The sequence below is a fragment of the Chryseobacterium sp. ON_d1 genome (genome assembly GCF_006829085.1).
Lineage (GTDB): Bacteria > Bacteroidota > Bacteroidia > Flavobacteriales > Weeksellaceae > Chryseobacterium.
This window is the reverse complement of the sequence record NZ_BJTC01000016.1, coordinates 82555-103640: the sequence shown is the minus strand read 5'-3', so window position 1 is coordinate 103640 and position 21086 is coordinate 82555. Positions and strand designations below refer to the sequence as shown.

At 39.1% G+C, this 21086-nt stretch carries 22 protein-coding genes; 2 read left to right on the top strand and 20 right to left on the bottom strand.

What is annotated here, in order from left to right:
- Window position 1: 1 nt before the first annotated feature.
- The 16 genes from traM to CRS_RS21595 form a co-directional block, all read right to left on the bottom strand.
- Entirely contained in the window at window positions 2–1174 is a 1173-nt protein-coding gene (traM, locus tag CRS_RS21670) for a conjugative transposon protein TraM (RefSeq protein WP_142726037.1), read from the bottom strand.
- A 31-nt stretch (window positions 1175–1205) separates the two neighbouring features.
- Window positions 1206–1559, bottom strand: coding sequence for a hypothetical protein (locus CRS_RS21665; RefSeq protein WP_142726036.1), 354 nt, complete (start codon window positions 1557–1559; stop codon window positions 1206–1208).
- Window position 1560: 1 nt separating this feature from the next.
- Window positions 1561–2175 carry a conjugative transposon protein TraK gene (traK, locus tag CRS_RS21660; RefSeq protein ID WP_142726035.1) on the bottom strand — a complete coding sequence of 205 codons (615 nt, stop codon included), beginning with the start codon at window positions 2173–2175 and terminating at the stop codon, window positions 1561–1563.
- A 3-nt stretch (window positions 2176–2178) separates the two neighbouring features.
- Window positions 2179–3423 (bottom strand): hypothetical protein, encoded by a 1245-nt coding sequence (locus CRS_RS21655; protein ID WP_142726034.1) that lies wholly within the window; start codon window positions 3421–3423, stop codon window positions 2179–2181.
- Window positions 3424–3425: 2 nt separating this feature from the next.
- Window positions 3426–4256: a hypothetical protein gene (locus CRS_RS21650; RefSeq protein ID WP_142726033.1), complete on the bottom strand. Its 831-nt coding sequence runs from the start codon at window positions 4254–4256 to the stop codon at window positions 3426–3428.
- A 5-nt stretch (window positions 4257–4261) separates the two neighbouring features.
- A complete protein-coding gene (locus CRS_RS21645) occupies window positions 4262–4927 on the bottom strand; it encodes a hypothetical protein (RefSeq protein WP_142726032.1) in 666 nt (221 codons plus the stop codon).
- Window positions 4928–4929: 2 nt separating this feature from the next.
- Complete coding sequence (locus CRS_RS21640) at window positions 4930–5616, bottom strand: hypothetical protein (RefSeq protein WP_142726031.1); 687 nt, start codon at window positions 5614–5616, stop codon at window positions 4930–4932.
- Window positions 5617–5626: 10 nt separating this feature from the next.
- A complete protein-coding gene (locus tag CRS_RS21635) occupies window positions 5627–6280 on the bottom strand; it encodes a hypothetical protein (protein ID WP_142726030.1) in 654 nt (217 codons plus the stop codon).
- On the bottom strand, window positions 6267–9344 hold the full coding sequence (locus CRS_RS21630; protein WP_142726029.1) for a TraG family conjugative transposon ATPase: 3078 nt from the start codon (window positions 9342–9344) through the stop codon (window positions 6267–6269). Before CRS_RS21630 ends, CRS_RS21635 begins: the two co-directional genes overlap by 14 nt.
- Window positions 9316–9627: a DUF4133 domain-containing protein gene (locus CRS_RS21625; protein WP_142726028.1), complete on the bottom strand. Its 312-nt coding sequence runs from the start codon at window positions 9625–9627 to the stop codon at window positions 9316–9318. Before CRS_RS21625 ends, CRS_RS21630 begins: the two co-directional genes overlap by 29 nt.
- A gap of 3 nt (window positions 9628–9630) precedes the next feature.
- Complete coding sequence (locus CRS_RS21620; protein WP_142726027.1) at window positions 9631–9951, bottom strand: DUF4134 domain-containing protein; 321 nt, start codon at window positions 9949–9951, stop codon at window positions 9631–9633.
- Between the two features lie 113 nt (window positions 9952–10064).
- Entirely contained in the window at window positions 10065–10652 is a 588-nt protein-coding gene (locus tag CRS_RS21615) for a hypothetical protein (RefSeq protein WP_142726026.1), read from the bottom strand.
- A 20-nt stretch (window positions 10653–10672) separates the two neighbouring features.
- Window positions 10673–11323 carry a ParA family protein gene (locus CRS_RS21610; protein ID WP_142726025.1) on the bottom strand — a complete coding sequence of 217 codons (651 nt, stop codon included), beginning with the start codon at window positions 11321–11323 and terminating at the stop codon, window positions 10673–10675.
- 14 nt (window positions 11324–11337) lie between these two features.
- Window positions 11338–12792: a relaxase/mobilization nuclease domain-containing protein gene (locus tag CRS_RS21605; RefSeq protein WP_142726024.1), complete on the bottom strand. Its 1455-nt coding sequence runs from the start codon at window positions 12790–12792 to the stop codon at window positions 11338–11340.
- Window positions 12789–13154, bottom strand: coding sequence for a plasmid mobilization relaxosome protein MobC (locus tag CRS_RS21600; protein ID WP_142726023.1), 366 nt, complete (start codon window positions 13152–13154; stop codon window positions 12789–12791). The genes CRS_RS21605 and CRS_RS21600 overlap by 4 nt, the downstream gene beginning before the upstream one ends.
- On the bottom strand, window positions 13151–14242 hold the full coding sequence (locus tag CRS_RS21595; protein WP_142726022.1) for a hypothetical protein: 1092 nt from the start codon (window positions 14240–14242) through the stop codon (window positions 13151–13153). Before CRS_RS21595 ends, CRS_RS21600 begins: the two co-directional genes overlap by 4 nt.
- A gap of 874 nt (window positions 14243–15116) precedes the next feature.
- On the opposite strand from CRS_RS21595, the gene CRS_RS21590 reads away from it, so the two are divergent.
- Together CRS_RS21590 and CRS_RS21585 are read left to right on the top strand one after the other, a co-directional pair.
- Window positions 15117–16601: a serine hydrolase gene (locus tag CRS_RS21590; RefSeq protein ID WP_142726021.1), complete on the top strand. Its 1485-nt coding sequence runs from the start codon at window positions 15117–15119 to the stop codon at window positions 16599–16601.
- A gap of 38 nt (window positions 16602–16639) precedes the next feature.
- Window positions 16640–17791, top strand: a complete 1152-nt coding sequence (locus CRS_RS21585) for a serine hydrolase (RefSeq protein ID WP_142726020.1) — start codon at window positions 16640–16642, stop codon at window positions 17789–17791.
- 289 nt (window positions 17792–18080) lie between these two features.
- Here the strand turns inward: CRS_RS21585 and CRS_RS21575 are convergent, their stop codons facing one another.
- The 4 genes from CRS_RS21575 to CRS_RS21560 all read right to left on the bottom strand — a co-directional run bounded on the left by CRS_RS21575 (window position 18081) and on the right by CRS_RS21560 (window position 21078).
- The gene (locus tag CRS_RS21575) at window positions 18081–18899 is read right to left on the bottom strand and encodes a GLPGLI family protein (RefSeq protein ID WP_142726019.1); all 819 of its coding nucleotides are present in this window, start codon (window positions 18897–18899) and stop codon (window positions 18081–18083) included.
- Window positions 18900–19023: 124 nt separating this feature from the next.
- Complete coding sequence (locus CRS_RS21570; protein ID WP_142726018.1) at window positions 19024–19227, bottom strand: hypothetical protein; 204 nt, start codon at window positions 19225–19227, stop codon at window positions 19024–19026.
- A gap of 421 nt (window positions 19228–19648) precedes the next feature.
- Window positions 19649–20263: an alpha-ketoglutarate-dependent dioxygenase AlkB gene (locus tag CRS_RS21565; protein WP_142726017.1), complete on the bottom strand. Its 615-nt coding sequence runs from the start codon at window positions 20261–20263 to the stop codon at window positions 19649–19651.
- Window positions 20264–20286: 23 nt separating this feature from the next.
- The gene (locus CRS_RS21560; protein ID WP_142726016.1) at window positions 20287–21078 is read right to left on the bottom strand and encodes a helix-turn-helix domain-containing protein; all 792 of its coding nucleotides are present in this window, start codon (window positions 21076–21078) and stop codon (window positions 20287–20289) included.
- Between the last annotated feature and the right edge of the window lie 8 nt (window positions 21079–21086).

Here is a 21086-nt window from a genome sequence, read left to right as displayed (position 1 = left end):
TTTATTTATTTTGCTGGTTTTGTGATTCTTTAAGTTGTTTTTCGTCGATCAGGAATACATAGGAATTGTACTTCAGTTTGGCTTTATTGGTTTTTATCAGATTGGCTATAGATTTTGAAGTGGAAGTGAACAATTTGGAACCGATGCTGGTGAAGAAGCCCTGTCCGCCCATATCCATTTGCGTACCCTGAACCGAATTGCTTCCCATTTCCCGGATCATATCCCGGAACACGCTCTGGGGAACATATAGCCCTTTCATCCCGTCCACATCATAGATCGATAAGTTGACCGGAAAAATCTCTCCCTGGGTGAACACCGATACGATTTTGAGATCAACCCTTTGCATGGAGAATCCGGAGATCTGCCCATAGAGAATAGAACCTTTGCTGATTTTACGGTTGCCCACAAAAATTTCTTCCAATAGTCTGAATCTTATCCGGCTGCCAAGAAAGCCTTTATTATTCTCATCAATGACCGCTTTGATAAAACTGTTTTCCTGTTCTTTATAAAATGCATTAAACACATTGTTGATGCCCGATTTGCTGACATTAAAGGTAGAGTTAAGAAAATCTTCCATCTGTTCCTTATTGGCTTTGAGCCGTTGTTCTGCCGCCAGTTTGCTTTGGTATTCCGGATCTCTTGCCTTTTCCAGGGAATCCATCACTAGCATCTGTTGCTTCAGATATTTGACCGGGTCAGGTTGGACATTTTGTGTCTTTTCCTTCGGTGTCCCGGCGAAATTGTTTTCCTGATCCCCGTATGATTTCTCATTCAGCATCCGGATAATCTCAGAAGACCTTTTGTAGTCTTTGTCTTCATTTTGCTGCTTTGGATTATAATAGGATGAAGAATTTCCTTTAGCCTGGTATTGATACTGTCTTGAGGATACCGCTTTCAGGGAATCAATTTTTCTCTTTTGAGCCAGTGATAATTGATCGTCATAACTTAACAGGCTGTCCCGTTCCTTATCCAGACCTTCAAGCATCGTACGGTTGTCATCTTTTTTGAAAAATGCGTCGTAGGCATCGTTCTTATTCATAATCGAATCCTTTGTTTCTCCCAATGAAAGGGAAAGCTCCTTAGGCTTGTCTTTGGGCTTATCCTCTTTCGAAAACTCGGCACCGATGTAGCCGAAAAGAAACAGGAACGGCAGAGCCAAATTAATTTTCTTCATTGCGTTTTAATTTTTATAACATTCTCCGGTACTACCGGCTATTTTTCAACTGCTGGAATCGGTTAAACAAAAACTCTATTCTCAAACTGTCTTCTTTTTGTAAAGCATTCCGTTCTCTTTTGTCTTTAAGCAACTTTAGCTCATTAACAATTTTTTCCATTTCCGTTTCCTGAACGGAAGCCGTATTCTGGCTGATCCCACTATTGGAATAAAGAACAGGCGGTTTAATGGTAAAGGACTTTTGGGAAGGAAAAAAGATTCCCTGTATCAGCGATCCGATAAATGAGACCGAAAGAAAGATCATAGAATAGGTAAAGAACCTTTTCGGATTTTTTGCCACACGGTCCAACCACTTTTTGCCGGTTTGTTTTATAAAAGCATTCATCTTAATACGAATTTTTGGTTTGATTGGAAAGTTCCTCGTTATCGATGATGCGCCAGTTCTTCAACAGCACACCATGTGAATTATTGGTGCTTCGGATAATGTCCTCGAAGAATCCTTCAGTAATCAGCTTTCGGGTGAGGACCGATGATTTCCTCGTGATCATCTGCTTTCCGAAGAATTGAAATTTATTTCCATCCATATTGAGCGTGATTGAATCAGCATGGATGCTGACCATTGAGCTGGAAGCAACGATCTGGTTATAAAATCCTTTTTCCCGGAGATTGGTGTATTCCTTTTTCCCGCTGTCGTCAATCAGATAGAGTGACTTCTGAATATTCTCCTTGATATAAGCATCGTCCGGAGCCAGTGTGAAAAAAAGGCGGTGAAACAGTTCAATCTGGGCTTTGTATTCTACCGGGCGGTTCAACAGGACATCAGTCTGCTTAGCCAACACCGGAACGCCATTATCGAGAATGTAAATGGATCTTCGAGAATCCTGGATTATCCGATAGGAAAAGAAAAATCCGGCAATAATGATGAATACGGCAAAACCAATGGCAGATAGAGAAACGATCTTATTGATTCTGATTCGCTGTTCTATATTTTTTATCAGCATATTTTATTTCTTTTTGTTATTCATTGCACTGTTAACCCTACCTGAAGCGGAACCTGCTGCGGCTGCTTTGGCAGCTGACGCCACTGCAGCAGCTCCGCCTGTTTTCACAGTCAGTACGGCTGTTTTCGCACTGCTTGCCACTTTTCCGGCGGCTTGTTTCATTTTCGTCATAGCACCGGCCCCGCCTGCTGAAACAATACTGTCTGCTATTGTTGGAGTCATCAGAACACCAATACCGGTTACTATATATGCAACACAGGTAAAAAGTCCATTATAGATCATTCCAGAATTACTGACATAGACCATTAAGGCATCAAGGTTGGTAACAGTTCCGTTGGTCAGTAAGGTATCATACCGTTCGATTTCCATCGTGTAGCCTGAGGCGATAAGCTGTTGTCCAATGTTGATGACAGTATAAGCGACAAATGTGTACAGATTAATATTGATGAACTTGGATACCCAGCTGTAAAGCGAGTTTTCAAATCCCGGCACAAGGGCCATTCCAATAGCAATCGGACCTAAAATGATTAGAATGTATGCCCATATTTTCTGGATAAAAAATATCAGGTAAACACAAATCCTCAGAATGGAAAGACAGACAAACTCGATCACTTCAGCAACCATTTTCTGCATTTGGAACTGCATCCTGATCTGCCATTCCTTGATAGGTTGTAGCAGCTTGTCGATCCCGTCGCTGATATCAAACCACGAATCATCTGCATCTTTTGAAGTATTGTTAATCACTTCCTGCTTCGCATCTTCCTCCGCATTAAGCTTAATGACGGCATCCAACAATTGCTGTTGTTTTTTGAATCGCTGAACCCGCAGATCATTGACCTCAGATTCTATATCGCTGAAAATCGCAATGCCGGGTTCCGCAATAGCTTCAAAGGGTGCCTGTATAAGATTGACAAACCCCGTCCAATACACCAAAGTAAAGCCAATCAAAATCGGCTTAAGCATCGGGGTAATTTCCCATTCCCTGTCTCCGGCAGCCATCTGCCAGCCCATATAACCGAGGTACATCAATGCACCCAATCCTCCGATCGCCCTTCCGACCAATGCGGAACCTTGAGCACTGTCCTGAATACTGGTGTCCAGCTTGGTAAAGACCTCCATAAACCACTTTTCAAAAGCGCCATCACCCTTCAGAAACTGAAGCAGATTGCTGTAATCGCCATCGGTTTGTGCAAGGGTGATCACCGGTAGTAATATTGCCAAAAGGCAAAGCGTTAGTTTTTTATTCATCTCTAATATTTGTGTTTATATTGCTGCATCACGTTTTGAACAATTCCTTTGTCTGAGGTAGGTGTCCATTGTGTAGGCAATGCAGTTGGCAAATGGCTGTTCAGGATACTCCTATAATCCAGAAGCAATGTCGTTCGGTTATTGTACCTTCTCAGTTCCTGCACAAATATCCGCCAACGGATCAGCGTTTCGTGGAACATAATGAAGCGTTTTCCTCTCGGCATATCCATCGTCCGGGACCATGTGTATTTCTCTTTTATAAGATCAAGTTCTTCCTGAAGCCGTTTTAATGTTCCCGTACTATTAAGCGTTTCGAAGGTCTGCTGGTCTTTCAGTCGCCATTCCATAAAATTCTGTGGGTTGTCCGGAAATTCCGTTATCGGTTTGAGCATTCGTTTGTAGTACAGTAACCATAGCGGGTCCGCATCGACTGTAGCAGAAGTCCAGTGTGCAAGGTCCTGCACGCTTCTTTTATAGATCGTATCGGATGCAGCCTTGATCTTCTTAACTTCCTCTTCCTGGAATTTCAGCTGTGCGAACCGCAGATTTTGTTCTCCTGTAGATTTTAATGGACGGATATCGTCACCGTCCTTATAGTCCCTGTTGATCTTGGGTGCCCACATTCCCCAAACCGTTGCATAGGCAAAATTGGTCTGGATACCCAGGAAATATTTGGGGTATGGCCGCCAGTCTCCCCAGCTCTCAAAGGTCATACGTTTATGTTGGGCAACAATTGCTGGATCATTCAGTCTTTTGACACTTATTTGTGCTGATGCCAAAATAGCGACACATAGAAAAACCAAAAATGTCCCTTTTTTCAATACTATTTCCATAATTCTTAATTGAAGATGTATTTATATTTGGTGATGATATCTCCGACAATAGCTCTGTCGATATTGATATAATTCCTGAGGATCGGAACCTGGTACAGGTATGGGATCTTTTTGGCGTTTTCAAGTCTCATAATAATGTAGAGGATGTTGCCGTGAATATTCCTCACCCAAGTAAAAACTTTTTCGATCAGCATTTCGCGATCCATGGCATCCATCAGGAAATCATTATCCTCTTTCAGAATATCCTGCGTAACCTCCTGCTGGAGCTTTATGACCTGTTTTCCGATTTCAACATAATATTTGGAGACCAGGGAGGCGTATTCAGGATGCTGCACAGAAAGATCCAGCATCTTGTTAGAATTGCTGACGATCTTTCCCAGATATTGATACAGATAGATCAGCTTTTTGCTTTGGCTAAGTGCGGAATTGACATTCTTCAGCTGCTGGTAGATATACTCCTGAATGGCGATCACCTGCATTGTTTTATTGTTGATCTCGTCGTAAAGTTCTTTCTGCTTTTTGTAAGAATCCAGGAATGCCTGCTCGCTGGCCAGACGTACCCCGTGATTGACCGTGATCTGTGAGAGCAGTTTATCGTTGATTACGATCTGCTGGCTTGTAGCAGGAGTTACACCAAATAGGAATGTTCCAAAGATTATTATTTTCTTCATCGCTAAAAGGATTTAATGTGATTCATAATGTTTTCCACCACCTGGCGGTCCCTGTTGACATAATACTGGAAGGCTCGTTTGTTCCGCAGTACCTTGGCTTTGATATCCCGTATTTTTAGAAGCATATGGGTTGAATTTCTACTGAGCGACTTAACCTCGCGCAATGCATAATCCAGTAATACCTTGCGTTCCGATTGTTCCATCTGGTTGATTGCACCGTAAGACAAAATAATTCCGGTTAGTAGCCGTAAGGTCATTTGCAGGTCATCCACAAACTGTACTTGTGCCGGAAGAACAGCAATGATGGAATAAGGCGCCGTGTTAATTTCGTTGATAATTGCAGTTTGATTATCCGTAATCTTGGTGATTTCCCTGCTCATTGCTATGCCGGCGGGTATTGCCTGGATTGCAAATGATACAATACGCAGCCTGTCCTGGATCTTGGTCACCTTGTCTTTGAAATTCTTCCATTGGGATTGGTTGGCCGTTTCCACAGAGGCATTGAGCGTTTGCTTTTGCCGCATCTCTTTTTGCCGGTCGTGTTCTTTCATGGTAGCATTGATCTCAATATCCATCATCGGGAATGAAACATTTTCCTGTTGCCAGGCCGGTGTAGAACTACCGCCGGATGAAGTCAGCAGGAAATAGGCTGCCACAACGAAGAGAAAAGTGATCAGTTTCTTTTTCATCACTTTTGATTTAAAAATTTCTTTTATAGCGGTTCATAATGTCATTCACAATGGCCTTATCGGTATTAATGTACCCTGCAAAAGGATTGATGGAATTCCAGAATCCCAGCCTGTTGGCTTTCTCCAGTCTCAGCTTGATGGCCAGAAGCCAGAGCTTGAGGTTTTTCACATTTCCCGAAATGTTATGCAGGATCTTGTAACGATCTCCTGCTGTTGCCAGGTTTAATTCTCCAGATGTCAGGATATCCGTAACATCCGTCACGATCTTCAGGCTTTGCTCATACATTTTCTGCGAAGCCCTAGTACCGAAAATCGCATAATGCGGATGCTGTGATGCCAGCTGCACCACCTGTGAGGAATACATGTAGCACTTATTCAGTTCGGAATAGATCTCCTGTACCTGGATTCCATTCTGTAAGGTTCCCGAAACCTCCTTCAATCCTTTCAATATCTTATTTTGAATATCATTGGCAGCGACCATCTGGGTTCCCACCCAAGTCTGCGCATCCTTCAGTTTGGACGTTTCATCAATAACCTCGTTCTGTTTAGCTTTCAGATTTTCCGAATAGAGGATCATCGCAGCGGTTACTGTCGGGTCGATGTAGGTATTCTGAGCAGATAGCAGTCCGCAGAATCCTAAAAATAACAGGCTAAGCTTTTTCATACTGATATTCATTTTTATTAATTAATTCAGGGAAATTGATGTTTCGTTCTTCCAGTTCCTGGGCGATAACCTTGAAGATATTTTTCCCGGGATGATTGTTCTTCATCTTTTGGTAGTAGGAAACGACCTTCTGATCCAGAGGATGCCTGCAGAGATTTACCAAAGACACCAGGTTTTCAAGACTATCACCAAAAGCTTTTAGGTCCGATACGATTTTTATCAAAGCCTCGTCATAATTGCCGTACTTTTGAACATAGTACTCAACGGCTGATTTCTCAGGCTTTTCAGTGGTATAGGTCAGGTATTGTTCAAGGGAGACCTCATTTCCATAGACTTCACCCTTGGAACCTCTCTTCAGATAGAATTCCTTGAATCTGCTTCGTCCGGATTTATTGTTGAGATTATTGATCGTGAAGATCTTGTTTTGCTCTACTTTGTTCAGTGATAAAAGAGACGCAATCCGGTCAAAATTATCTTTGAACTTGGTCTGGTCTAACAGGATGAAGGTGTCGGAATTGTTGATGATAGAATCCTTCACCACAGCATTTCCAATGATGTCATCCAGTTCCTGTGTCACGACCACCGCCTCGCCCCAAAACTTACGGACCGTTTTATACAGGTACAAAATGTAACCTCCCATCAGCTTACTCGCAATCGCTTTCCAGGCTTCCTCAATGATGAGGGCCTTTCTTTGGTCTTTTCTCAGACGCATTTTCTGAATGAACGTGTCCATAATGATGAGTGTCACAATCGGAAAGAGCTTTGGATTATCCTTTACATTGTCGATCTCGAAGACAATGAAGGATTCATCGAACAGTGTATTGTCGGCAGACTCGTTCAAAGTCGTTCCATATCTACCGCCTTTATAAAAATCCCTTAGCACAAACAAAAATGTTCTGAGATTAAACTCTTTTTCCGTGATGCTATGCTTCTTGTTGTTGAGATAAAGAGGCAGAAATTTTTCGCAGTAATCATAAAATCCGTTGAACGAAAGCTCTTTGATTTCAAGTTTTTGTTCGAGTTCCTTAATCTTTTTAATAATGGCTTTTCGGAAGTTTTGATCCCAGTTTGCTACAGATTCCGGACGCTCTACGATATCTTTTGATTTAATAAGAATCAGCTGCGTTTCATTGTATATCTTTCTCCGCTGCTCATCACTAAGGGTTTCATATGCTTCATACACTCTGTAAAACATTTCGCTGTCGTAGTCTGGATTATTCAGATTTTTATCTGGATGGTAAGATTTCAACAATTTTCTTCCTGTCTCTTTAATCTGATCTGCAGATGCATCAAATGATATCCCAAGAATATCGTAATAGCTGGTTTCAGAACGACCACCTGTCGCTGATTTAGCAGTAATGATATCTTCTTCGTGAATATTATACTTTGCCAGGTACAAGACCAATTCTTCTGATGTTTTACTTTCAAACCAATTGGTTCCTGAATTGAAATACTGATGGTAATAGGACATCAACACATTATCAAGGATTGATTTCTGCGCGGAGGACACCATTGCATCCGGTCCCTGCCAGATCAGGAAGATCAGGTTGGTCAGAAACTCAATTTTCTCAATATTGAACTCTTTTTTGTCCATCAGAAAAGGATTCATCGTAATCGGTTTTTCTTCGGTATATTGAATATATCTTCCGCCTTTATATTTACAGGTTCCCGAATAAGAATCTCCCGTATCAACAATGACTACATCATAATTGTAAGTAAGATACTGCTCAATAATATTGTTCATCAGGAACGACTTTCCGGAACCAGAGGGACCTAAAACAAATTTGTTACGGTTATTGATTCGTCCGGTTTTCATCGGCAGGTCAGCGGGGTCAACTTTTAGTGGTACTCCCTGCCGGTCTGTGAATCTCAGATAGAAATTGGATTCTTCATTCACGGGATAGCTTTCTTTAAAAAAAAAACACAAGGCCGCTTCGCTTGTCGTCATAAATAGATCGTACTCCCTGAGTTCCGTTGCATTGCCCGGAATGGCTGCCCGGAATAGTTCCAATTGATTGTATGCATTCCTGGAAACGATAATCCCTTTAGTAAACAGCTTGTTCTCAATCATGGACTGGACCTCTTCCATTTCTTCCAGCGCGTTTGCTGAAAACAGCAGCGAAAAATGGGCATTGACCACCAGCTGGCCATCAATAGCAATATTATGCAGCAGGTTTTGGATCTCTTCTGCGATAATAGCATTGGAGGGCGAATTGTTGGCGGCACCTTCGTGCTTTTTCTTTTTCTTGTCCAGTTCTCGTTGCTGTTGCGCTTGCAGTGGAATGGTAATGACCTGGTTGTAAACAATGGTTTCATAATCTTCCAATTCATTGATGAAGGTAAAATTATCAACCGCTGTTTCCGAAGCGGCTCCATTTCCGCCAAGTATTGAATAGGGTTCTATTTCTGAGGGCAGATCGATATTTTCGACATCGACATAGGCGATACTCTTGACATACCGATTGCCAACTTTTAGATATTCACTGGTACTTTTGATATTGTCAAATAACGGCACTTCTGAAAACTGCATTGACAAAACGCCTGAGATGTAAAATTCAAAATCTTTCTCAAAGAGAAATTCCGGTTCGCAGCCACTCTGATTCAACAACATAAACACCTTCTGGGACTTATCACGAAGCTCCTTAAAACCCTTTTCGGAAAAGCTGTAATGCTTGCTTTTCTTTTTCAGCTTGTCATCCACGATGTCGGTAAAGAGCAAAACAGTCTCAATAGTTTTAAACAATCTTCCGTCAAAATGCTCTGAATATTTTTGCTGCAGGAATTGAGGTGATGGCTCGGCGGTGTATTTCTTCTTCGTGAATATATCCAGTTTTTGAATGATCCTTCCCTCTCCTATGATCGACACGACCTGATTAAGTACCGTATGGAAGTTTAGGTAGTTATCCGGATCAGCAGAATACTGCTCAACGATGTTTTTGATCCTGATTCCGATAATGGGATTGCCGTACTGTCCAAACAGCACATCAAAATCCCAACTGAAATCCTTTCCGTAATCGTAACCGATAAACGGAATATCAAATGGATGTTTTTTTGCTGTTGCCATTTTTTAAAATTTTGTTGTTAAACCTTTTTGGAAAAATGAAGATCTGATTGAAGTTTTTGGTCTTGTCGTAGAGTCCATATTTGTCCTGTCTTCTGAAGATCAGGTAAACGCCTCCTGCCGTAGCTGCCAATCCCACCAACGAACCGAGCAATCCGAATTTGGATAATATCAATGCGGCCACAACACCTGCGCCGATCACGCCTACTGCATAGATGATATACTTTCCTTTGAGACCGAAGAATACAAGAGGCTTTTTCAATCCTTTGTATAAATAGAAACCCATAACTTAGGCAAAGAATGAGGTTACGAACTCGGGAACAACGATTAAGAAGATCATCGCTCCGCCATACCCCAGGATTTCCTTGTTGACATCCTGATCACCGTTGGTCCATTTGTTATATACTCGAAGTCCGCCGATGAATCCAACTAGTCCTCCGACAGCTTTTAAGATCAGCTTAATCGGATCCCAATAGTCTTTAATGTCATTGGCTGCATTGGAGATAGCCGTAGCGCCACCCTGTGCCATCATAGGCGTGACCGCCATAAGAAGAAGTGTTACTGTAAATAATTTTTTCGTCGTTAGGTAACGTTTGCATTTGTGTTTCATAATACGTGAGATTTTATATTTGAATTGTGTTTTTGTTCAGAAAAAGGCATAGGACGTATGCTATCCGGCTAATGAAGCGGATCATTTGAAGATTTTTATATTTCGGTTTTCTTCTAGATCACTGAATGATAGACCTTGAATCCGTCACGGTCTGAAAGGACCTGCACCTGGGTTTCTGCAAGGCTTAGGAATTGGTTGAATTGCTGTTTCAGCTTTAAATTAATATCCTCTCTTTTATAGTCAGAATGAATATTATCTTCTTCTTCAGAAGGAGCTGCTAACAACTCTTTTATTTCATCGATTTGAATATTTTCTTGTTCAACCGAACGGTATTCCGGAATTTCTTGTGGCTCTGTTGAATCCCTAGTATTTTCGGGTGTAGTCTGAAATGCATCAATATCCTGCTCCGATTCGAATTTTATGCGCCAGTAGTCGAGATCACGCGGTTCAATCGGCTCGTCTTCCATTGAAGGAAACAGCTCTTTTGCGCTGAATGAACGCGGTGTATTAAGATGTTCAACATCATCGATGCTGACTGATTTTATTTCGGTTTTGTTCTGCCCTGTAAATTTAGTCAGGGCATATTCTTCCGCTTCATTTTCTTTTAATGCAGCATCCTTTTTCAGAAAAAGGTCATAGACAATATTTCCTGCATAGTACAGCAGATAAACAGCCAGAATGGTTAGAAATATTTTGATCATTGTAAGTGTTTTTAAAATCGTTATATATTAATTTCAAGCATTTGATTAATGTGACCGATCAGTTCATTGAAAGGATTTTTGACCGCGTATTTCTGCTCGTAGGTCAGTTTCCTTGTATCAATGGTCTGAAGACAGTTTCTTTTGAATACAGGACTTTTCAGCAGAATTCCGTATTTACTGATCTCAGCATCCATTCCTTCCTGGTTTTGATATTTATACCCCTTATCGTATTTAGATCTAATGAATATTCGTTCTGCCTGGCTTTCCAGTAATCCTAAAAAATTGATAAAAACCAGCGTGGATTTGGCGGAGACATTGGAATACTCAAATGGGATCACGATAAAATCACTGTAGATCAGCAGGTCACTATATCTGGCATCCAGCGTTCCGGCTAGGTCAAAAACATTGACCTCTTCACTTTCTTTCATTTCGATCAGATGCTCAAAATCGGAGAAAGGCTGTTCATTGTCCTCATCAATAATCCTGACCTCATATAGTTTAGGCAGTTCTGATTCTTCATCTTCGATCCATTTGTGATAAAAGGATTTCTGAAAATCAAAATCGAACACGTTGACTTTCCTTTCAGATATTCCCGAAATATAATTGGCAAAAGCAATGGCAAGTGTGGTTTTGCCCGTTCCTCCCTTTTGTGTTCCAAAGGTGATAATCATTTTTGTTACCGGTTTTATCTTTTTTTTCGCCGCTTTTTCAATTCGTTCTCAGATGGGTCTTTTGCTGTACCGGAAGACCTCATCCATTTAAACAGCATTTCGTTAACCGCTTGCTTCAAATCGTTTTTGGTATTGTTTTCCAATAGCTTTTCATTTTTAATTTCCGGATTTAGAAACTGCTGATATTGCTTTTCTCCGATCAATGGTTGCAGCTCTCCAACGAAGTGAAGCCTGGAATGGATCGCGTAATATTTTCCTTCCTCGGATTTTACAAGGCTTACATTATCTCCACCCTGACTTTTGAGATATTCCTTTACATCATTTCTGATGGCATTGAATTCTTCCCTGTTCTTCATCTTTTTATTCTCAAACAACATAAAATCCTTCAGCTCATTTTCCGGATATCGTTCTTTAAGATATTGTAGCATCACCATCCTGGTTTCCGCATTGGGAATGCCATAGTCTTTCAACTGCTCAAAAAACCTTTTATCCATCATGGTTGATGTGAATTCAAACAATTCTCCCATCTTCATTATCTCACTGCCTTTATGAACTGTTGCGGTCTTGTGATCGATCAACGTGTAGCCGAAAGGCATTTGATCATCCTTATGATGAAACACGATATCGATACCGAAAGAATCTCTCAATTTTTTCTGAAGTTCGCTTTCAAATTCAATCTCTGGTTTCCAATGGTCTTTATGCTTGTCTTCAGGGAGCATCGCCTCCTGTTTTCTGTAATCATCCACTCTGAAAACTTTGTTGGCATAAAGCTGCCTGTATTTTGAAAAAATGGCTCTGATCTGCCTGATCCGTTTCTCGCTTTCCTTATTGCTGAAAACAATCTGATCTGCTGAGATTCTTCGCTGTACAATGCCGTTCTTTGAAATGGTAATGGATTTTCCATCATTTGTGTTTTCGATCAATTGGTAACCATTTCTGTTGAGCAAAGTTTTCAGCTGCTGAAAAGAGCCAATTTTGTAATTTAAAAGTTGATTTAATTTTTCCTCTTCATTTATTCCGTAACGTTTTTCCATCACCTGAGCCATAGCTTTTTGGGCTTTTAGCTTTTCGTAGCTGTCATCGATCTTTTTTCCGGTTTGTTTATTGACCCTTGTGGAAACTATATGGATATGATTATTCTCAGTATCCTTGTGAAAAATTACAATGTAGGGCTGTTGTCCGTATCCCATTTGCCCCATAAAGTCTGCGCTGATCATTGTAAGTTCTTCCTTGCTGTGCTCCTGGAATTTGGTAGAGATCACTGCGTGGAATTGTGGCTTTTGTACCTTATTGCTTTTGGATATCGCTTTCAGATAATCCCTTACTTGCTGCTTATTGCTATTTTCATTAATGAATGACGGAAAATTCTTCATCAGCATCAGCTCTCCCTTTCCCTTTTCGATCTTCTTATCGTTGTACTCAACTCCGGGAAAGTTTGATCCCGCAGGTTTCATTAACTTGACGATCATTTTGAAAGCAGTCGACAGATGTTTTCAAATATCATATTTTGCCTAATTTTCAGTTTTGCTATTTCTGTGAGCTGTGCGGAAAATACTTCTAATTGACTTTCCGAGATGAACTTCTGTCCGTTAACCATTCTTGCTAACTGATTAACATTGGTTTCGATCTTTACAAAGATATTATCCTGCTTTTCAATGAACTCAAGAACTTTTCTTCTTTCATCATCCATTATCCGGCGTTCAACACAATCGATAATCAGACTGGTCAGAGAAATATCTTTTTCTTTGCACAATTCCTTCCAGTTTTCCTTTCTTTCCTTTTTGATTCTGAAAACAACCACAGCAGATTCTGTACTATCATCTTTATTCATGGCACACTCCAACTGGCAATTCCATCAATGCTTTTTAAAATATATGTTCCTGTCGAAGGAGGTGCCGGAATTATTTCTGATGCGAAACCAAATGAACCATCAGCTTTTGCCACAACTTTTTTTGTATATGATGCGTCGCCGTCTGCGTTTGGCATCTGGGAAGGTGTAACGCTTAATTTACCATTAATATTTAACCACCTTTCGGAAAAATCCCCCGATATCAAAGCAAATCTGTAATCCGTATAGTTATTGGAAATACTGTCCCAAAAGCTGGTTGAGCTTGTTGTAACGGGGGTTGAATGTATAGCTAATTTATTATTAACACTTCTGTCACCTACAGCCGGACTTCCGGCGCCCACGCCAATGAATATATTATTGGAGCCTGTTCGGTTTCCTGTTCCTGCCAGATATCCAATTGATATATTATCATTACCTGACGTGATGTATGACATGACGCCGGCCCCTATTCCGATATTCCTGTTACCAGATATGGTTCCATTAGCCATTCCATTCAAAGCCGATACGCCTGCTGCATAATTCAGTTTTCCTGTCACTTTTCCCTGCGACATGGCATAAGCAAATACCGAATTTCCTTTGCCGGAAGTGATGTTGGAATCTGTTGCAACAACAGTATTATACTCGCCAGTAATCGGACTTCTTGATTTTCCCAGAATATAATTTTCTTTCTGGTCAAAATCGAGCTTAAGAAAGTCCTTTACGATAATTTCAACGGTAGAAGTATTGCCTCTGAGTGCAACCATTTCCAAAGAGTCATCCTTAGTCAATGCATTCCACTGCTGACCGTCAAAATAATACAATCCCGATTTCGTTAGTTGAGCTGCCTGTCCTGTTGGGCTGTTTGCAGGCGAGGTGACGTATACAATGGCTCCTTTTTGTGCGGTGGAATATGTCTTTGCAGACAATTCATCGCCGGTAACACGTGGCGGAATGATTCCGTCAAAATGATTCATTTCACCTGGTTTTCCAACCACTTCAAGTGTTGCTTTCGGAAACTGAGTATTAATGCCGACCTGTCCTGAGACCGATATCGACATAAGACTAAAGAAAAAGTAGACAAGTGTTTTCATCTTTTTTGATTAAGATTTCTGTTGCAAAGTTGGAACATCAAATCTCCCAAAACAATAGCTTTGAAGGGACTTGGACTATTTAAAGTCAGTCCGGATTAATCTGAAATTTGTAAAGATTAAAAAAGAACAATTTGGAATATTATACCAGATTTAAGAACAACAAAAGACGAGTTCCGAAGTCTTTTCCCCTTTTGCAAGAAGGCAAGATCGTCTTGGATGTACAACTTGAAAAGTTGTATATACAAAGACACATCTTGCAGTTTAAATTGAAATTATTTTTCAGAGTTCTAAAAATCGGTAAATAAAATTACAACAAAAGCGTAATTAATTGAAAATCAGTGTTTATTTTTTAGTAAACCTATTTTCAAAGTTCTGACTGAGCAAAAGCAAAGCTGTCATTTTATCCGCTTGTCGATATGTATCTTTTCAATGCAGGTTGGAACATAACCTGTATCTATTTTACGCATATATCTGTGAAGAGTGTGTAAAATAAGTGCAGGTCAAAAAAAAGTATGTAATTTTTGTAGCACTAAGAAAATTTTAAAAATTTGAATAAAGGTTTGAATCAAAATACTCATTTTTGAGCAGGTTTTAAAATAACCCTTGTATATTTTACACAGGTTTAAGGTTTAATGTATCCGTATTACGAAACACACTGATTTCGTTTAAATACTTTTCTAATCGAAATCTTAATAACTTTTATGAAATTTTCTTATCGGTAAAGCCTATCTCATGTTCATTGTCGAACTTTTTTGATCCATATTGCTGATCTTTTGACTCAGACAGATACCATTTTCTGTAAGGATGGCGTTTATTATGTAACAATTTGATTATTACGATTGTCATTAGTATAATTAACCACTAAATATTTCAGATGAAAAAGTTATTTCAGGTCATCAAACTTATGTTACTTCTGTTTGCTGTATTATTTTCAAAACACTTGACTGCTCAAAACACCACAGACAGTATTGATCTATTCATCAAACAAAAAATAGTACAGTCGAACATCCCTGGTCTTCAGTTGGCAATTGTACGTAATGGAAAAATTGATAAACTTAAAAATTACGGTTTCGCGAGCCTGGAACATCAGGTAGCAACAATTTCAGGAACAACCTTTTCGATTAATTCTATGACCAAAGCTTTTGTAGGGGTGGCAATATTGCAGTTGCAAGAACAGGGTAAATTAAATATAAAGGATCCCATATCCATATACATTGAAGACATTCCTAACGAATGGAAATCTATAAGGATCGATCAGCTTTTAAGCAATACTTCCGGTCTTCCTAATAATATAGACGAAAAAGAACAGGTATTGGGGGATGGTGATGAAGATCGCAACTGGGAAATGGTAAGAAAATTACCAATGGAATTTAGTCCCGGAGACAAATTCAGTTACAATCAGACAGGATATTATATTTTAGGAAGGATCATAACCAAACTCAGCGGCCAGCATTTCACAAAGTTCATTGAAGAAAATCAATTCAGGCCCTGCGGTATGGTCTCCACCCGTTTTGGCGATTCAAACGATGTCATTCCAAATAATTCAAACGCGTATTCCACGATTTACAATGATGGCGGAAAGTGGATCAATGACGGTAAGCTTCATAATGCCTATGCCACTTTTCCTCTGTTTTTCAGAACTGCAACCGGGATTATTTCGACATCCGAGGATCTGGCCAAATGGCTTATTGCACTTCAAAGCAAAAGAATGTTGAAAAAACAGTCAAGCCTGGATCAGATGTTTGCTACAGCCAGACTGAATAACGGAAATATCGGAGGATTCAATAAATTGACCAATGGTTATGCCCTGGGCTGGCCGACAGTAGTGAGAGAAGAGCACCCTGCATTGGCACCCGTTGGCGGAATGCGCTCCGCACTGTTTGTCTATCCTCAGGACAATTTATCGGTAATCGTGTTAACCAATCTTCAGGGTTCAAACCCCGAATGGTTCATTGATGAAATTGCCGGTTTCTATCTTCCGGATATGAAAGTAAAAAACGGCTTCGGATTAAGTAAGAATTTGAAGTTCCTGCGCCAGCAACTGTTAAAGAATGATTTTAAAGATGCCAATAAAATTTTCAACAAAATCAGTAAAGACGATAAAAACTTTAGTCTGACCGAGGATGAAGTCAATTCATGGGGGTATCAGCTTATAGAACAGGGCAAAAAAAATGAAGCAATGGAAATTTTTAAATTGAATACCCAGTTGTTTCCCAAAAGTTCCAATGTCTACGACAGCTATGGGGAAATACTGGAAACACTTGGAAACCGAAAGGAAGCGATCCTCAATTACAGGAAATCATTAGAGCTGAATCCTGACAATAACAATGCTGCCAACTATTTAAAAGATAAAAAATGAGAATGTATAAGTAAACACATTTTAAAACTTAAGCCTATATGAAAAAAACGCTATTAATGTTCACTTTAATCTGCGCATCATGCTATTTTGCGCAGACAGGTTCCATAAAATTTTCTACCGACAATAAATTAAAAACAGCATTCGATTCCCTGGTAGATCGATCGATATCTGCGTTTATGCAGAATAATTCGAGAGTCGGTATTTCAGTAGGTATCATAAAAAATGGGAAGAAGTTTATTTATAATTATGGCTCAACTGAAAAAGATAAGCAGGATCTTCCGACAGAACATACCATATACGAACTTGCTTCCATCACAAAGACATTCGGTGCTACGCTACTGGCAAAGGCTGTTCTTGAAAGGAAAGTAAATCTGAATGATGATATTAGAAAATATCTGAAGGAAGATTATCCTAATTTGGAATATGATGGAAAACCGATCACGCTGCTCAATCTGGCAAATCTCACATCCGGACTACCCAATTGGATGCCGGATAAAGATATCTTTGGCAAAGCTGATCCGGATGCTATACCTTATATCTTAGATTCTGTACACACGATGTACAGCAGACAGGATCTCTATCGGGATCTTCATCAGGTGAAATTAAAAGGCCAGCCGGGAAGCATGTCGAAGCATTGCAATACTGCAGCACAGTTACTGGGATATATAATGGAGGGTGTTTACAATGACAATTATGAAAATCTTCTGAAAAAATATTTTGCAAAGCCATTAAAGATGAAAAATACCTATCTGCTGAAATCCGGAGAAGTTCCATTAAAAATGGCAAAAGGCTACGATGGCAAAGGGCGAATAATGCCGGTGATCGATTGGGAAGACCTTAGAGTAGCAGCCAGCATCGCATCCTCCACTTCTGATATGCTGAAATATATGGCTTTCCAATTGAATGAAAAAGATCCTGTTGTATCTCTGAGCCATCAGCCTACTTTTGGTAAAATGGAAGACGGAGCTATTGCACTTAACTGGAAGGTTAAAAAAACGGAAGATGGCAGGAGAAGCATCTCACATACAGGTGGAAGTCTGGGATTCAGCAGCTATATGGTCTTTTATCCTGATTTGAATTCCGGTATTGTTTTGCTATCCAATGAAGCAGATCAAGGCACCCAAAATGAACTGATTACTTTGGCAGATAAGATAATGATCTCTATAACTCGCGAATCAACCGGAAGGTAAAGTGTATCCTAGGTTCATTTGCAATCTGGATTTAGCAATCTTGTGGTCCCAATGTTCCTGAGGATCTCCGTTCATTATAAGCAACGAACAATGAGAAAGTGGCAGGCTGTATTTACTTTGATGATGATCCTTTTTTCTTTAAATCAAGTTTTGATTTGTCCAAAACTGCGTGAGTAACGGAGTGAGGATACAATTTACGATACTGCAAAATGTTTTATTTATTATCCATTGTTACATGAGATAATGTAAAATAGCACCGATTTGCCCTACAGCTTTGTTAAAAATATTACTATTTGTAATACACTTTACTGCTTAACTCGATAGGATTATAATTCTTTCTAATTTCCTCCTGTCTTAATCGTTTTATGTCATCCAGATCCTTTACATTTTTTACTTGTCTACCATATATAGCCAATGTGTAATCTTCTCCCATCATCATTTTTGTTCTAATTTCAGAAAAAGGATTATTATAGGCGTTAAGAAGAAGTTTATTAAATACGTCTACAGTGACAGACAGGGCTTTTTTGCCAAAGTTTGATTCCAAAAAATTCATGGTATCATATTCATACGTAAGTTTTTTTATCTCGGCCAGTTTAAATTTGAAGTATCCTTTGTCGTCTTCAACTTCAAAAATTAGTCCAGGTAAACCATGAAATTTGTAAGGACCCTCAGCGAGATTAATCTCTTTACAGAACCAAGCCTTCCAAATCCTTCCACCGAATTTAGTGGTGGCCAGCTGTAAGTTGTATTCATTTACTTTTTTACTTTCTGATTCTATTTTCCAACGCAGTTTATCAGAAGATTTTATTTTGTAATAATCACTATCAATAAACTTGTAAACAGTATTCTCATCCGAACCAGTGTCTCTTGTACACATAAGTGAACCCGACATAGTCATTGATGTATTCTCTTTTGTTTGTTTCTGTATAGAATCAGATATGTAAAAGTTTTCATTATAAAACTTAACTTTCTTAGGATAAATATCTAAATAGTACCTTGTTGAAAATTTATTGTTGGTTATGGTATCTGTTACGTAACTGTAATCGTAGATAACTCTGTATGATTGTGAAAAAATAAATATTGGTATTAAAATAAAAAGAAATTTCATTGATAAAATTTATTGGAAGTTTAATTATATAATTTCAAAAATCCATCCTAATATTAGGATGGATAATTTATTAACGATAAAAATCATAATGGTAGTATTCAATCATACATAGAACAATATATGACTATGAACCAATAACCTTTGGACAGTTTTTAGATCCGCCACCTGCTCCACATGACACCCCAAAGCCATCGTTGGCAACACATGTGCCTTCGCAGCTTATTGATACCGAACCACCTCCGGGGCAAGATGCAGTACAGGACGATAATATTCCGTTGCCGAAAATATTATTTAATTCAGTTCTGGAAAGTTTCTTTAGATTTCTCATTGTATAAATTTTAAGATTAATAATTTTTAATGAAAGATTCTCAATATTGACTTCACCGGAGTGAGGTTATAGTGAGTTAAAATGTTTCTATAAAAAATTGATCAATGAATTAAGAACCTATGACTTGTGGACAGTTTTTTCTTCCACCACCTGGACCTGAGCAGGATACACCTGAACCATCAGTAGCTATACAAGTGCCATCACAACTAATTGATACTGTACCACCTCCGGGACAAGATGCACTGCAAGATGATAATATTCCGCTACCGAGAATATTGTTTAATTCAATTCTGGAAAGTTTTTTTAAATTTTTCATGGTAATATATATGATTTGATGTGTTCCTACTCTGACAAGCTTTTCGGATTCCGCTATATTTTTATTAGTTTTTATAAATATAAGTATTTTATTTAATTAATTTGTTCATAATCCATTGGTTAAGCGAAAAGTCAAATTAATTCTCTCTTTCATTGGAATAGTTGATTTAGCAATTCTATGTTCCCAATTCTCCTGAAGGTCACCTTTCATAATTAATAAAGATCCGTGAGGTAGAGGAAGGCTGTATTTGCTTTGATGGTGGTCTTTTTTCCTAAAGTCAAAATTTCTGGTTTGTCCAAGACTGATCGATGCGATAACAGGTCGTTTACCATAACGGCTCTCCTTATCCCTATGCCAGGCTACTGAATCGTTATTGTCACGATAAAGATTTAAAAGCACACCATTGAATTGATAGCCGAATTCTTTCTCTATCCTTTCTTTCAAAGAAAACAACTCAGGAGTCCAGGAATTAGAACTTGAAGTATTGTTATCTGCAGAATCATATGATTTCCTGTCATTACCATACCAAGCTGTCAGACGAGGAGTGATCACCGTTTTGTCATACATTTTCTGAGTACGCTGTTCCCAGGATGTAGAATGAAGCAGCTTATCTTTTAAAAGATCAGCTTCTTCCCTACTCAAAAAATGTTCCCTGAACTCCAAAAGGTCTTTTGGAAATTCATATAATTCTTCGGAATCAAATAAGGTTAGCTGAGTCATGATTTATTATATTTATTTAGCCATTACTTAAAATGGATTTGGTCCTTGTCTCCCATCCTTTCTTTGATATGCTTTATATCAGTCTTAATCTCCGCAATGAAATCTTGTATATTTCGTTCTGAAAACTCGTTCGGTTCGTATTCTTTTGTGCTGATACTACATGCAAATTCCCAGATCTCCCTAATCTCAGATAATGGAATTTTATAAGGTTCGTAAAAACTATTGTCAGCCTTAACCCAGATGCCATCCGCTTCGTGAAACTGGAATCTTTTGTAACTGATACCATTATTAGTAGTAATGAAGACATAAGTTCGGTCCGTTTTCAAATCGGAAAGATCTTCAACATATCTTCCTACAATATAAGTTCCGTTCTTATACGGAGGCATTGAATCTCCATCAGCCGGAAATGCTCTGAACTTACCGCCCTTTAAAAAAGGTAAGGATATCGTATCAAGACTTTCTATGTATTCAGGATCACTGTAACCATTCAGATATCCCATGGATGCCTTTTGTGGAATGATCTCAATTTGATCGTTTCCATCATCGTCAACCCTGATAGGCAGAACAACTCTATTATCGGGAAGCTCCACGATCTCATCAATGGAATATTTACTGACATTGATGCTTAATAGTAAGTCAATGCTTACATTATAATATTTTGAGATCTTCACCAATATTTCAAGAGGTGGCTCTGTGGCTCCGTCCTCATATTTTGCATATCTGCCGCGGGTTATTGAAAGGTCATCAGCAACCTTCTGTTGTGAATGGCCCAGCTTACCTCTCAAATACCGCATGTTTTCTGATAAAATTGACATTGCTATAA